We start from the raw sequence: 14,496 nt of genomic DNA on the forward strand, positions 1-14,496 counted from the left end.
CTTTAATAGAATCCGATAAGGCTAGTACTTTCATTGTAAGTTGTCCGGCATCCTTTGAGAACGGCGCATTCGGTGAAAATAATTGGAAAAGAGTAATATTATTTGCTTCTGAACACATTCGCAATACTTCCCGCCAGCAGCAGTTGGGCCGCGAAATACGTCGCCATAATCAGGATGTCGGACATCGTGACTTCTCCTATGAACTTATTCCAGGCCAAGATGGAGTCCGATACGACAAAAAATAGCGAGCCGATCGCCGCATGCATGTTACGCGACAAAATCGCGACCCAGAACATCGTGCCGATGACGAGAACGTAGACGAGAACCGGAATCCACAATCCGCTTTGGGAGCTGTCCGCCATGATGCTTTCATGCAATCGGATGATCATGAAGATGAGATACGCTGCAATCGGCAGTCCTGCCAGCAGACCAAGCAGCGAATAGCGCATGCGCGGCAACAGCGCGATGATGTAGAATAAATGACCAATCAAGAAAGAGCCAAGCCCGCACATGAACCAAGTATCGCCCGGCACCAAGAGGAACGCGTCGCCTGCAATGCCGAACACAAGCCCGGTTAAGATCAGTCCCTTGTAGGCGCGAGCCGACTTTCCCTCAGGCGGGGAAGTGACCGCTAGCGCGATAATAAGCAGCATCGGGGTCAGCTTGAATACCCAATTCAAGGGCGTGCTGTCGACCGACAGCGTTGCCAAGTGAATCAATCCAATTACGATAATAAGTCCGATGAGCCATTTGCGAGCCATAGATCATTTATACCTCCCAGAAATGTGTTGTATTGAAAAACAGGATTTCCATTTCTTGCAACGAATTCAAGAAACGAGCAAATCGCTATTTTGGAAAAAAAGTCTTATTTAAATGATAGCATTCCAGGTGCAGCGGCATCTATAGGGTGGAGGTAATTATATGGACCAATACACACAAGCGGAAGCCATGACTGCCGCCTTCCGGGCATCCTTGCAAACCTTCGTCGATAAGGTCAAACAGGATGATCAAGTGATCGCCGTCATCTTGTTCGGCAGCCTATCCTACGATCAAGTATGGGAGAAGTCGGACATCGACCTAAAGCTGATCGTGCACGATCAGAAGCTGAAGTACGGCTATCGGACCTTCGTGGAGAACGACGTGCCGATCAACGCAAGCATTACGACGAGGAACGACTTCAAGCGCGATATGGAACGCACCGTCCAAGGCTCGTTCGGTCATTCGATGCTCGTGCGCAGCACTCTGCTGTTCACGAAGGACTCGTCCATCGAGTCGTATTTCGAGCAGATTCGTTATATTGGCGAACGCGACAGACAGCTTCGGCTGCTGCAGCTTAGCTGCTTCTCCCTCGCGCTGCTGGCGAAGGCCGAGAAGTGGCAATACGTGAAGCGCGACTTCACGTACAGCGCCTTTTGGATCATCAAGATGGTCGATACGCTGTCCCAGATCGAGGTGCTGCTGAATGGCGATATTCCGATGCGCGAATGCGTGCAGCAGGCGCTGACGTACAACCCGGATTTTTTTCGGACGGTGTATTCAGAGCTCGTTGCCGCCAATGCCCACGAGGAGAAAGTGAACGATGCGCTTAAGAGCATTAACGCGTATTTGAGCGAGCGAGCCGAGCGGCTATTCGCTCCCGTGCTTGCCTACTTGAAGGAGGAGGCCGACGTTCGTACCGCAATCGACATCATGCATAAGTTCAAGCCGGTCATCGATCTCGATACGGGAGCGATTACGACAGGCTGTGACTGGCTGGCCGAACAGGGCTTGATCGCTAAGCTGGAATCAGACACGAAGGCGACGCCTGCTAGCCGGGTGAGCTTAAGCGAGCCTGCCTATTTATTCGAAAATATGGACGAACCGCAATGGGGGATGTGATCGACGTATGAAGCAATTTATTGAAGTACGCGGAGCAAGGCAGAACAATTTGCAAAATATCGATGTTAACATTCCGCGCGACAAGCTGACGGTCATTACAGGTGTCAGCGGCTCCGGCAAGTCGTCGCTCGCGTTCGAAGTCATATACGGCGAAGGACAACGGCGATTCCTCGAATCGCTGTCCACCTTCGCGAAGAGCCGAATGAATCAGCTTAAGAAGCCGGATGTCGACTTCGTCTTCGGTCTATCTCCCGTCATTGCGATCGAGCAGAAAAAAGGGATCGTCAATCCGCGTTCGACGGTCGGCACGATGACCGACATCTACGACTTCCTGCGGCTGCTGTTCGCCTCGGCAAGCGATGCGGGCTGCCCTTTCTGCGATCACAAAGTTCCGGCTCGGACCCCCGGCCAAATGATCGATCGTATTCAGCAGTTGCCGATGGGCACGGAGCTGGAGGTGCTCGCGCCGATCTACAAAATTTACGGCGAGAACTATGAAACGACGTTCGACGAGATTCGCTCCAAAGGCTTTCGTACGGTTATCATTGATGGATCGCGGTTCAGCTTGGGCGATCCGATTGCTCTAGACGAGGAAATCGAGCATCAGATCGAGGTCGTCATCGATAAAGTGGTCGTGCAGCCAAACGTGTTCAAGGCGCTCACCAAAACGATCGAGAACAGCTTGAAGCTCGTGGGTGAAGGCTTCATCCGCTTCGAGATTACCGGCGTTCCTGAAGGCAAGCAAGTGAACGCCGATGACTTCTACCGAGGCTTCGCCTGTCCGGAGCATCATCTGACGCTCGGCGAGCTGCAGCCGAACTACTTCTCCTTCAACGACCCGGACAGCGCCTGCCGCACCTGCGGCGGCATCGGAACGTTCATGCGCGCGGAAGCGAAGTTTCTTGTGAAGAACGCCGACAAAAGCATTAACAAAGGCGCGCTCGATCCGAAGATGCTCGGAACGAACAATACGACATGGAACTGGGCGATGCTGAACAGCTTGGCGAAGCATTACGGCTTCAGCCTTAATACACCGCTCAAGGAGCTGCCGGATTGGGCGCACAGCCTTATTTTCTACGGATCGCGCGGAGAGAAATTCCCGTTCACGCCCGGCGATGAAATTAGCAAAACGCAAGCCCGCCATATCGGCAAGCCGATGAGCTACGGCGGACTCGTCCATATGATCAACTGGTGGTATAAGCTGTACCTGAAGCGCAAGGCGGCGAGTCCCGCCGAGGAAGAATTTTATAAGCGCGTCATGATCGAGCACACATGTCCGGACTGTGAAGGACGCAAGCTTAAGCCGCAGCGCTTCCATGTCAAAGTCGGCGGCGCGGATATTCATGAGCTATGCCAAATGTCGCTTCAAGAGCTGCATTCGTTCCTCGATGGGCTGAAGTTTAAGGAAGAGACCGCAGTCATCGGCCGCCAGATTACGGCGGAGATTCAGTCGCGGCTCGTGCTGCTGCTCGATATTGGACTCGACTATCTGAGTCTTGGCAGACGCTCGGACTCGATCTCCGGCGGCGAAGCGCAGCGAATTCGCTTGTCGACGCAGATCAGCTCGGGACTTATGGGCATGCTTTACGTGCTCGACGAGCCGAGCATCGGTCTCCATGCCCGCGACAGCATGCGCATCATCGACACGCTGAAGAAGCTGCGCGATATCGGCAATACGATCATCGTCGTCGAACACGACATCGATACGATTTGCAGCGCCGACCATATTATCGAGGTCGGACCTGGACCGGGCCGGCGCGGCGGACGCATTATCGCCGAAGGCAAGGTTGAGCAGCTTCGCGCCGAGGCGAACTCCATTACGGGCGCATTCCTGACTGGCGCCCGCAAGATCGAGGTCCCTGTCCAGCGCAGACCGCCGCAAGGGATGAAGCTTACCATCCGCGGCGCGCGGGCGAATAATCTGCGGAACATTACCGTCGATATTCCGCTCGGCGTTATGGTGTGCATTACCGGCGTATCAGGCTCGGGCAAAAGTACGCTCATTAACGAAGTCATGTGCAAGCAGCTCTATGCAACCTTCCATGATGCCCGTATCGTGCCGGGTGAGCATGACGCGCTGGAAGGACATGAGCGGCTTAGCGGCATTATCACGATCGACCAATCGCCGATCGGCCGCAGCTCCCGCTCCAATCCGGCCACTTACGTCGGCTTCTTCGACCGCATTCGCGAGATGTATGCCGAGGCGGCAAGCGCGGAAGGCAGTCCGCTCACGAAGCATGACTTCAGCTTCAATCAGAAAAACGGCGGCCGTTGCGAGCATTGCCAAGGCGAAGGAACGGTCACGACGCAGCTGCAGTTCATGCCCGACGTCGAAGCCGTATGTCCGGTATGCAAGGGCGCCCGCTTCAACGAAAGCGTGCTCGATATACGCATTAAGGAGAAGAACATCGCGGAGGTGCTCGACATGAGCATCGAGGATGCCGTTGCCTTTTTCGATGATCAGCCTTATATCGCCCGCAAGCTGGCGGTGCTGAACGATCTCGGTCTCGGTTATTTGCAGATCGGCCAATCTTCGGCCACCTTGTCTGGCGGCGAAGCGCAGCGTATCAAGCTCGCAACCGAGCTAAGCAAGGTGAAGCGCGGCTCGCATAACCTGTACGTGCTCGACGAGCCGACAACGGGCCTCCACCTGCGCGACATTCAGCGGCTCATCGACTGCCTGAACCAGCTCGTGGATGCTGGCCACACCGTCGTCATCATCGAGCACCATCTCGATATGATTAAGATCGCCGACCATATTATCGATATGGGACCGGACGGCGGACATAAAGGCGGTACGGTCGTCGCTTCCGGTACGCCGGAAGAGGTTGCGGCAAGCAGCGACTCCTTAACCGGCCGCTACTTGCGCGAGATGCTTGCCCCTCAGCATACTTACGCTCGATAGGGTGCTAATCTTAATCTAGTAACCAAAGAAATCCGTCCTTTTCCAAGTTACCTATCACTAGGTTTGCTTGGATCGGGTCGGATTTCTTTTTTAGGAAGCGTAATTCATCCTATTCTTACTATCTAGCTTGTTCGGCATTTAATAGGATGTATTTTCCTGCTTATTCTGCATGAAGCCTCTCTCTTGGAGCTTCTGACACCTCATAAGTTCAGGAATAGGCTGAGGAATCCATCTTATCCGTTCTACTTTTACTAGACAGGCTGCTGTAAGATGGATTTCACCGCTTAATATTACGCGCAGCTGCTTCTCTATATGAACTGCTTCGCCCCGCCGCTCCCCTTCTTGATCTTAAGCGTGTCGAACAGCCTGCCTTCGATATCGATTGCTCGAAGATCCAGGCAGTCGCCTGCCGCCGTCACTTGTACAAAATGCGGCACGGCGAGCGACTGCGACGTATGCCATTCCCGCTTCGGAAGCTGCCAGCTCGGCATGGCCCCCGCTCCTCCGGCCACGACATAGACAATGCCGTTGTCGTAATCCAGCTTCCCTTCCCGCAGCGGATGGCTTCGCTCGTACACGATCGTATGCGAGCTGAATACGACATCGACGCCGTACTTCTCCATAACCGGCGCGAGCTTCCGCAGCGCCTCCACCTCATAACCTCCCGATACGTAAGGCGAGTAATGGATGAACACGATTCGCCATTTCAAAGCCTTATTCTCTGCAGCCGCTTGCAAATCCCGCTCCAAAAAATCATATTGCGCATGGCCGGGTCCAATCGATCCATCACCATCCGGATAAAAGTCATCCTTAATGAAATCGGTGCTGTCCAGCGCTATGAAATGAGCGTCCCCATAGTTGAAGGAATAGTAATTGCCCGGATGCGCATAAGCCGAATAATCGTAAAACCACGAGCTTTGATACTCATGATTGCCTAAGCAGCTATAGAACGGCGTCGTCCCGAGTAATTCCTTTCCCGGCCCGAACAAGTACGTATGCCAGTCCTCCTGCCTGCGTCCATCGTCCACCATATCGCCGACGAATAAAGCAAAGTCGGGCCGATACTTGCTCATTTGACTGAACAGCGACCTATTAATATCTCCACCGCTCTGGTCAAAATAATGATAACCTCCCGTTTCGCTCGTCACCACAAACGAGAAAGGAACGCCGTTCGGCGTAGACGTACGAAACGGATACGGCCCTTCCTCCACGCTCTTCCCCTCGGCAGTATCCGCATAAGCCTTATAGAAATAAGTCGTTCCCGGCGTCAAACCTTCCACCGTAAGCCTCTGAATCCGTTGACGCGCTCCCTCTTCCTCTTCGCTATGCACGGTAAGCATAGGCTGATCATGAAGCACGTAATTGCCGCGCTCTCCGCTATGTATGCGCTCTGCCTCGTAAATCTCGAGCTTTCCACTCGCCGGCTGCGACGTCTCCCACATCATCGTCATGCCGCGCTCGGTCGGCCATTGCAAATAAGGGCCGTTCACGAACGTCAGCTCCGAATCCAAGGTGCTTACACCACGCTGCGCCTCCGCCGCCGCCTGTGCCCGAAGAACGAGCTCGCGCGCGCTCGCCGGGCTGTCCTCGCCCTCTTTGTTTTTGACAGGGGCGAACTCCCCTTCCCTCCCTGCCTTCAACACCGTCATTCCGTCCGACATCGGGAAGAAATCGAATATAAACCGCTCCAGCTTATAAGCGTTAGGCTCGGTTGGCTCCACATAACGCCCTTTCGCATCGACATAGTCGATTTTCTTCTTCGCCACATGGTAGGGAAGGTCGGTATCAGCATGCTTCTCGATGAAATCTAGCCGGAACAGATGAATCGAAATGTTGCCTAAATGATACGTAAGACTGCCGTCCAGCTCCCTCGCTTCGAGCATGGCTTGCGGAATTTCGGTATACTCGACAACCGCGGGTCTGCCATCCCTCGTGCACAAAATACCGATCTTCTCACGGGGATTGTTTCTCTCTACAACCTTGGTCGCGATCGGATGACCGCCGGCGACCGCTACCCCGATGAAAGCCGGATCAGCGATCTGGATAAGCGCGTTATCGACGTTATAATAAAACACCCATTGAATGCCCCGCCGCTTCATATCTTCAAGCGCCCCCGAGCTTCGCAAGGAAGAGAAGCATTCCCCGTTGCCGCTAGGCGCGAAGTTCAGCTCGGACTCCGACGAGAACAGCAGCTTGCCGCTGTAATCAACCGCCGGCATCGTATGCTGCTGGAAGAAGCAGCAATCCTGTTTCGGATAACCAAAAAATCCCGCTTCTTCGAAAAAAGCTCTCGTCTCCGCATCATTATCGGGACTTGTCATGATATACCAGGGAATAGTGACGCCTGTCCTGCGCGAGAGTTCCGCCAGCCGATCCGCTTGCAGCTCGAACAGCGACTTGCCTGAAGGCAGCCCGATGTCGATTGTTCCTTTCGGACCGTCATGGCCTAACCTGCTGCCATGTCCACCCGCTACGACGAGTGCGGCTATTTTGCCATTCTGTAATTGCTCCCAGCCTAGCTGTATATAGTCATCGCGCTCCGCTTGGCCAAAGCTGTCCCATTCTTTATAGGCGATTGGAGTAATCGTTCCCATGTCCTCGTTATCGGAAGTGAGATGCTGGTTCACTATTTTTTTCAACCGATCCAAATCCGCGCGAAGCACTTGCTCGCACAATCGCTCACGCTCCGGCGTGTCCAAACTTTTCATGACATGAAGCACATGCTCCTGCTTATGCTGAATAAGCACAGCCTCCGCCTGCTGCAACAAATGATCCATTTTATCACCTCTTCGGCATCGTTCCGCTAGGGTATGTAGATTAAACTTTATATTTAACTTTTACCTTGCGCCTTCCATTGCTCTCCCCCTACTATTAGAACATATCTTGGATGAATTTGTCTTCTTTGGAGGAAATCACGTTGAACATACCTATCAAACAATATTGGCGCTTGCTCAGCTCCTACTTGCGGCATGAACGCGGTAAGCTGGCAGCACTCGCGCTATTGCTTATAGCCGGAATCGGGCTGCAGCTCTGGAATCCCCAAATTATGCGCCAATTCATCGACGACGCGACGAAGCCGGGCGTCTCGCTCGGCAGCCTCATCGGCGGCGCGGTCCTGTTCATCGTGCTCGCTCTTCTCTATCAGCTCGTTACTGTCTGCTCCGGATACGTGGGCGAACAGGTCGGCTGGACGGCGACGAACGCGCTGCGGGGCGATCTTGCCAAGCATTGCCTTCATCTCGACCAGTCGTTCCATAAGGAACGAACGAGCGGCGAAATGATTCAGCGGATTGACGGCGACGTGAACGAGCTGTCCAACTTTTTCTCCAGCTTCGTATTTTCTTTGTCTGCCAATGTACTGCTCATATCAGGCGTGCTAGTCATGATGTTCCTGGAAGATTGGATACTTGGGCTAGGCATGACGCTCTTCGTCATAGCCGCCGTTATCGTGCTGCAGCGCATCCGTTCTTCATTCTCGTCCGCTTGGGTCAAGTCGAGCGAGGCCTATGCCGAAATGTACGGTTTCCTTGGCGAGCATATGGCAGGCACCGAGGACACCCGCGCGAACGGCGCAAGCTCTTTCGTCATGCGCCGCTTTCACGGCATTTTGCGCAAGCTGCTTCCCATCCATATGAAAGCAAGCTTCGGCGGTTACACGATGTGGGTATCGACCATTTTCGTATTCGCGCTTAGCCGTTCCCTTGCCCTTATTTACTGCGGTTATTTGTGGGCTACCGATGCCATGACGCTCGGAACCATTTATTTGGTGTTCACCTATACGGAGCTATTAAACCATCCGCTGGAGCAAATCCGGACGCAAATTCAGGATCTGCAGCGTGCGGACGCCAGCATTGTTAGGGTCAGCCAGTTGTTCGCGACGAAGTCTGCACTCGTGGAAAAGCACTCGCCATCGCAGTTGGCAGACGGCGCGCTGGCCATTAAGTTCGAGGACGTCAGCTTCAACTACGCTGGTGAATACAGCAGCGAGACTAGCGCTGCATCTGTGCTGCGCAATGTCAGCTTCGAGCTTGCTCCAGGCCGAGTGCTCGGCTTGTTAGGGAGAACGGGAAGCGGCAAAAGCACGCTTGCCCGCCTGCTTGTACGATTCTACGACGCAACGGAAGGCACTGTGCGCATCGGCGGCGAGGACGTCAGAGAGGTAGCCATGTCTCAGCTCCGCGGCAAGATTGCCATGGTATCGCAAAACATTCAGTTATTCCAAGCGACTGTCCGCGACAATCTAACTTTATATGATTCTTCCATCCCGGATGCTCGCCTCACACGGGTGTTGACCGATCTAGGCTTAGCTTCATGGCTGGCATCGCTTGAGAACGGGCTCGACACGACGCTCGCTTCGGGAGGCAGCGGCCTCTCGGCCGGAGAAGCGCAGCTGCTTGCATTCGCCCGCGCATTTCTAGCCGATCCAAGCCTCGTCATTTTGGATGAAGCTTCATCCAGGCTTGATCCCGCGACGGAATCGCATATGGAGAGAGCCATCGATAAGCTGCTTGCGGGACGAACGGCCATCATTATCGCCCACCGGCTCGCAACGATCAAGCGCGCTGACGACATCCTCATCTTGGATGCAGGAACGGTTGTTGAAGCCGGATCACGTACCGAGCTCGCAGCAGACAGCGGCTCGCGCCTCTATCAACTATTAAGAACGGGGACCGAGGAGGTGCTTGCATGAACATGAATAGAAATATGAAAAAGAACGGCAACGAAATCCTGCCTTCGACGCTGCAATCGATGTGGAGGCTCATTCGCTATCGCCCGGTTCTCTATACGGCAAACGCGGTTTTATGGGTTGGCGTTCACTTATTCCCGCTATTTCCGGGGTTAATTATACAACAGTTTTTCGATAAACTGACCGGCCAGTCTACATGGGCCTTGAGCGCCTACGGCTTGGCAGCGCTATTGATGGCCATATCCGTCGCCCGGATCGTCAATATATACGGCGGCGCTTGGACCGATTCGCTCCATCGCTTCCATATGGGGGCACTGCTCCGCACGAATATGCTGCGCCAGATACTGAAGCAGCCGGCCGCAGCGGCGATTCCCGGTTCGCCGGGCGAGGCGCTCTCCCAGTTCCGCGACGACGCTGGGCAAGCCGAGGATGCCATTAGCTGGACGCTTGATCTCATCGGCAAAATCGTCTTTGCAGCAGCCGCTATCGTGCTTCTGCTCCGAGTCGATGCCATGATTACCTGCTATGTCTTCCTTCCGATCATTCTTATCGTGTCGGTCACTCAGATTGCAACGAAACGGGTGCAAGCTTACCGCGCCGAAAGCCGCGAGGCAACGAGCAGGGTATCGGGACATGTCGGCGAAATGTTCGGCTCCGTACAGGCGATTCAGCTCGCGGGAGCAGAAGAGCGATTCATCGAACGATTCCGCGACCTGAACCTGAAGCGCAGGCAAGCCGCATTGAAAGACCGGCTGTTCAGCTCCTTGCTCGCTTCCGTCTTCTCCAACATCGTCAATGTTGGAACAGGACTCATCCTGCTGCTTGGAGCAGCATCGCTTCAGCGCTCCGAGCTGACGGTCGGCGACTTCGCCTTATTCATCTATTACTTGGCGTTCGTAACGGACTTCACGTCGTTCTTCGGCAACTTCCTGTCGCACCTGCAGCAGACAGGCGTATCATTCAAACGGATGTACGCATTGCTGCAAGGCGCTCCATCCGACTCACTAACGGAGCATCGTCCCCTGCACTTAAGGGGGGAGTGGTCGGAAGAGCCCGCCGTGCCAATCGACATTGCTAATGGCCAAATAGACGGAGATGCTCCATTCCAGTCCTTAACGGTAAGCCATGTTAGCTACCGCTATCCCGATTCCGGCAGAGGCATCGACGACATTAGCTTGGAGCTGCGTCGAGGCGGCATTACCGTTATTACTGGACGCATCGGCTCCGGCAAAACAACGCTGCTCCGCTCCATACTCGGACTACTGCCGCTTGATGCTGGCGACATTCGCTGGAACGGGCATATCATCACGGATCCCGCTTCCTTCTTCGTTCCGCCGCGAAGCGCCTATACGTCGCAGGTTCCGAATCTCTTCAGTGAGACGCTGCTCACGAATATATTACTTGGATTGACCGCCGCGAACGAAGATAAACGCGAGCGCGCGATCCATACGGCCGTGCTCGATCAGGATATTCCAAGCTTGGAGCACGGACTGGACACTATGATCGGCCAACGAGGCGTGAAGCTGTCCGGCGGTCAAGCGCAGCGCACGGCAGCGGCCCGCATGTTCGTACGCGAACCGGAGCTGCTCGTCTTCGACGACCTGTCGAGCGCGCTCGATGTAGCGACCGAACAGCTGTTATGGGAGCGCGTTGCCCATACGCCGCATGCGGCCTGCCTCATCGTCTCCCACCGAAGAGCCGCACTTCAGCGCGCCGACCACATTATCGTCCTTAAAGACGGCCTCGTCGAGGCGGAAGGGACTTTGTCCGAACTGCTCGCACACTCGCAGGAGATGCGCCTGTTATGGAATCAAGAACAAGAGCAAGAACAAGAACAAGAAGAAGCAGCCCATTCTCGCTGAGAACAGGCTGTTTCATTTTTTATTTATAGTTGAAATCAAATCGTACTGTCTTCGTCGCTTCTGTATTCTAAAACATCCCCCGGCTGACAATCCAAAGCTTTGCAAATCGCCTCTAAAGTGGAGATTCGAATCGCTTTTGCCTTTCCGTTTTTCAATATAGAAAGGTTCGCCATCGTAATTCCAACCCGCTCCGAAAGCTCCGTCACGCTCATTTTACGCTTAGCCAGCATCACGTCTATATTAATAATAATCGCCATGTTATTCACCTCAGACCGTCAGGTCGTTTTCTGATTTAATATCGATAGCCTGTTTCAAGAGCCTTTCGAGGACAGCGGCAAATACGGCAATCACCATCGAGGCGAAGACCAAGACCATTCCGACTAAGATGACGCCAGGAGCATCGTCCTTCTCCGCAAACAGATAGAAGAGCGGCATGCCTAACACGAAAATGCAGCTGATGATGATCGCACAGTATTTGATATTTTTTAATACGCGTACGGACAGTTCCGAGAAAGCATTGTTCTTATCGATATAGTTTAACAGCTTAAATGATTGATACAGCGCAATGTAAAATGGGATCGCCGCTCCATAAAAAACGACATAAATAAGATATTTTAAATAAGAATGCTCCGGATACATCTCTACTAAATAGTTCGCAAACTCCGGCACTGCAAATATGCATAAAGCAAGTATTGGCAGACCAATAACGATAACAGCCGCCTTCAAAAAGAGTGTCGTTCCCCGTTCCATAAAAAAGCCCCTCGCTTATTGTAAATTTTAAATTTCAATTCACTTCAGACCGTTAGGTCATTTTCTATTTTGATCCTTATGACATCTCGCAAAACCTTCTGCAGAAGCGCAGCAAAGGACGCGATGACGCTTGAAGTAAAAATGGACAGCGCTCCCAGCGAAATGATGTGCGTAATGTCATCGTCTATGAATATAACGACGAACAACACGCCGAGCGTTATAAAGACACTTATCGTAAAGCCGCAATGCTTGATCGTCCTCAAAGCTCTAATCGATGATTCTGAGAAGGCATACCCCCGATCAATGCAGCTTAAAAGCTGCAACGTCTGAACCAATGCTGCAAAAAACGGGATAGACAATAAATACGAACACACCAAAAACGGATATTGCAAATAACTGTCCTCCGGATGGGCTTCCGCATCTCCGCTCGCAATCCACGGCAAAAAGAAGATGCACACTGCAAGTGCCCCAAGGCCAAGTAGCACGACAACCCCCTTCAGGAACAAGGTAGAACCTCGTTTCATCAAACACACCTCCTTTCGATATCTCGATATTGAATTTAACATAAGATTTATCGTTTTGCAATAAATTTAGATTGTTATTAGATACTTAATTATTGTTTTGATTGGTAACGCAAAAAAGAGCAGCGCAAAAAAACCGCTACGCAAGGATTCCTCCCCACGTAGCGGCTTTCATATTTATGCCCTGATAAACCAAACTCGCTGTTTGAGTGGAATTTGTCCAGCCAAACAGCTCCTTTCGACGAATCATTGACTTTTGACTGGAAATTCTCCAATCTAATCAACCCAAATTACTCATTTCCTCCAAAACGCCATCATTAGCCTGTACGAAATCCAATCAAACTGTTGATTTCGCGTTCTTTGGCCTGTTTGGTTGGATGAAATCCATTCTCTAACTTGCCTTTGGGACAGCCTACCTATGCGTTATAGAATTTAACCAGTTCGCTTACAATGTCCGGCAGCGAGCCGTCGACCCGAGTCTGACGCTGCTCCTTCTCGAACAATGCCGAGATTTGCTCCGGATATTGCTGCTCGATGCCGCAGAGGCGGATCGCCTCGTCGAACTTCGCCGGATGCGCAGTCGCCAGCGATATCGTCACTACGCCGTCGCCGCTGTATTTGTTAGCTGCTGCAACGCCGCATGCGGAGTGCGGATCAAGCAGGTAGCCCGTATCCGCTTTGTACGCCGATATCGTGTCGAGGCATTCCTGTCCTTGCACGCCATGCGCGCCGAATTCCGATTGCACCTTGGCAAGCGCATCTCCGGAAATGACGATTTGCCCTTCCGACTTGAACTGGTTCATCAGCTCGCCGATCTTCGCCGAGTCTTCGCCCAGCACATAATACAAGTAACGCTCAAAGTTGCTTGCTACTTGAATGTCCATCGACGGGCTGTAGGTCATACGGAAGTCGCCCGGCTTGTACACGCCCTCCAGCACGAAACGCTCCAAAATATTGTTTTCGTTCGTCGCCAAGATCAGCTTGCCTACCGGCAGGCCCATCCGCTTCGCCACGTAACCTGCGAAAATATCGCCAAAGTTGCCTGTTGGCACGCTGAAGTTCACAACAGCTGCACCCGTCTCCTTCTTCACTTGGAAGTAAGCGTAGAAGTAGTAAACAATCTGCGCCATGATCCGAATGAAATTGATCGAGTTGATCGCCGCCAAATGGTTGTTCGCTTTGAAGTCCAGATCGGCGAACAGCTCCTTGATCATGCCTTGGCAATCGTCGAAGTTGCCTTCAACCGACAAGTTCAGCACGTTGCTGTCCAATACCGTCGTCATTTGCAGCTCTTGCACCTTGCTTACTTTGCCATGCGGGTGAAGGATACAAATTTTGATGCCTTCTTTGCCTTTCACGCCCTCGATCGCCGATGCCCCCGTGTCGCCGGATGTCGCGCCCAGAATGTGAATCTTTTTGCCCTGCTTGCGGGACACGTACGTGTACAGCTGCCCCATGAATTGCAATGCAATATCCTTGAACGCGAATGTCGGACCGTGGAACAGTTCCAGCAAGTACAGCTCGTCCGACAGCTTGCGCACCGGCGTCACTTCCGGATCGCGGAACGTCGCGTAGCTGGCGTACACCATTTCCTTCAAGTCCTGCTCTGGAATTTCTCCATTCGTGTAATAAGAGAAAATAGCAAGTACCAGCTCTTGGTAGCTAAGCTTCTCCCATTTTTCAAGCGTGCTTGCGGGAACAACCGGGATCTCGCTAGGTACAAGCAAACCTCCGTCATCGGCAAGTCCCATCAGGAACGCGTCCAAAAAGCCGATTTTCCCAATCTTGCCCCTCGTGCTTACATATTCCATCTGTCTATGTCCTCCTACATCATAGTGCAACGTCAACTTTATTAGCTTTAATCATTATATGTAAGACAGGCCCTTCACCTCA

10 protein-coding genes are annotated in these 14,496 nt (G+C 52.9%); 4 read left to right on the forward strand and 6 right to left on the reverse strand.

Annotation, left to right across the window (positions count from 1 at the left end; all coding sequences use genetic code 11):
- Positions 1-98 precede the first annotated feature (98 nt).
- Entirely contained in the window at positions 99-761 is a 663-nt protein-coding gene (locus tag AC0YN0_RS22970; protein ID WP_475823350.1) for a lysoplasmalogenase, read from the reverse strand.
- 160 nt (positions 762-921) lie between these two features.
- On the opposite strand from AC0YN0_RS22970, the gene AC0YN0_RS22975 reads away from it, so the two are divergent.
- Positions 922-1,878, forward strand: coding sequence for a nucleotidyltransferase domain-containing protein (locus AC0YN0_RS22975; protein WP_475823351.1), 957 nt, complete (start codon positions 922-924; stop codon positions 1,876-1,878).
- 7 nt (positions 1,879-1,885) lie between these two features.
- On the forward strand, positions 1,886-4,783 hold the full coding sequence (uvrA, locus tag AC0YN0_RS22980; RefSeq protein ID WP_475823352.1) for an excinuclease ABC subunit UvrA: 2,898 nt from the start codon (positions 1,886-1,888) through the stop codon (positions 4,781-4,783).
- Positions 4,784-5,091: 308 nt separating this feature from the next.
- Here the strand turns inward: uvrA and AC0YN0_RS22985 are convergent, their stop codons facing one another.
- Complete coding sequence (locus AC0YN0_RS22985) at positions 5,092-7,560, reverse strand: UTP--glucose-1-phosphate uridylyltransferase (RefSeq protein ID WP_475823353.1); 2,469 nt, start codon at positions 7,558-7,560, stop codon at positions 5,092-5,094.
- A gap of 140 nt (positions 7,561-7,700) precedes the next feature.
- Here AC0YN0_RS22985 and AC0YN0_RS22990 point away from each other — a divergent pair, with 140 nt between their 5' ends.
- On the forward strand, positions 7,701-9,473 hold the full coding sequence (locus tag AC0YN0_RS22990; RefSeq protein WP_475823354.1) for an ABC transporter ATP-binding protein: 1,773 nt from the start codon (positions 7,701-7,703) through the stop codon (positions 9,471-9,473).
- Positions 9,470-11,332: an ABC transporter ATP-binding protein gene (locus tag AC0YN0_RS22995; protein ID WP_475823355.1), complete on the forward strand. Its 1,863-nt coding sequence runs from the start codon at positions 9,470-9,472 to the stop codon at positions 11,330-11,332. Before AC0YN0_RS22990 ends, AC0YN0_RS22995 begins: the two co-directional genes overlap by 4 nt.
- Positions 11,333-11,367: 35 nt before the next feature.
- Here AC0YN0_RS22995 and AC0YN0_RS23000 read toward each other — a convergent pair whose 3' ends face one another.
- The 4 genes from AC0YN0_RS23000 to thrC form a co-directional block, all read right to left on the reverse strand.
- On the reverse strand, positions 11,368-11,589 hold the full coding sequence (locus tag AC0YN0_RS23000; protein ID WP_475823356.1) for a helix-turn-helix domain-containing protein: 222 nt from the start codon (positions 11,587-11,589) through the stop codon (positions 11,368-11,370).
- A gap of 10 nt (positions 11,590-11,599) precedes the next feature.
- Complete coding sequence (locus tag AC0YN0_RS23005) at positions 11,600-12,082, reverse strand: DUF2975 domain-containing protein (protein WP_475823357.1); 483 nt, start codon at positions 12,080-12,082, stop codon at positions 11,600-11,602.
- 44 nt (positions 12,083-12,126) lie between these two features.
- The gene (locus AC0YN0_RS23010; RefSeq protein ID WP_475823358.1) at positions 12,127-12,606 is read right to left on the reverse strand and encodes a DUF2975 domain-containing protein; all 480 of its coding nucleotides are present in this window, start codon (positions 12,604-12,606) and stop codon (positions 12,127-12,129) included.
- Positions 12,607-13,019: 413 nt separating this feature from the next.
- Positions 13,020-14,414, reverse strand: coding sequence for a threonine synthase (gene thrC, locus AC0YN0_RS23015; protein ID WP_475823359.1), 1,395 nt, complete (start codon positions 14,412-14,414; stop codon positions 13,020-13,022).
- Positions 14,415-14,496: the final 82 nt, after the last annotated feature.

It is taken from the genome of Paenibacillus sp. J22P218, from assembly GCF_056269195.1.

Bases quoted from the DNA above. Each gene is read 5' to 3' on its own strand.
- AC0YN0_RS22970 (WP_475823350.1), bottom strand. From the start codon at position 761: ATGGCTCGCAAATGGCTCATCGGACTTATTATCGTAATTGGATTGATT.
- AC0YN0_RS22975 (WP_475823351.1), top strand. From the start codon at position 922: ATGGACCAATACACACAAGCGGAAGCCATGACTGCCGCCTTCCGGGCA.
- uvrA (WP_475823352.1), top strand. From the start codon at position 1,886: ATGAAGCAATTTATTGAAGTACGCGGAGCAAGGCAGAACAATTTGCAA.
- AC0YN0_RS22985 (WP_475823353.1), bottom strand. From the start codon at position 7,560: ATGGATCATTTGTTGCAGCAGGCGGAGGCTGTGCTTATTCAGCATAAG.
- AC0YN0_RS22995 (WP_475823355.1), top strand. From the start codon at position 9,470: ATGAACATGAATAGAAATATGAAAAAGAACGGCAACGAAATCCTGCCT.
- AC0YN0_RS23000 (WP_475823356.1), bottom strand. From the start codon at position 11,589: ATGGCGATTATTATTAATATAGACGTGATGCTGGCTAAGCGTAAAATG.
- AC0YN0_RS23005 (WP_475823357.1), bottom strand. From the start codon at position 12,082: ATGGAACGGGGAACGACACTCTTTTTGAAGGCGGCTGTTATCGTTATT.
- AC0YN0_RS23010 (WP_475823358.1), bottom strand. From the start codon at position 12,606: ATGAAACGAGGTTCTACCTTGTTCCTGAAGGGGGTTGTCGTGCTACTT.
- thrC (WP_475823359.1), bottom strand. From the start codon at position 14,414: ATGGAATATGTAAGCACGAGGGGCAAGATTGGGAAAATCGGCTTTTTG.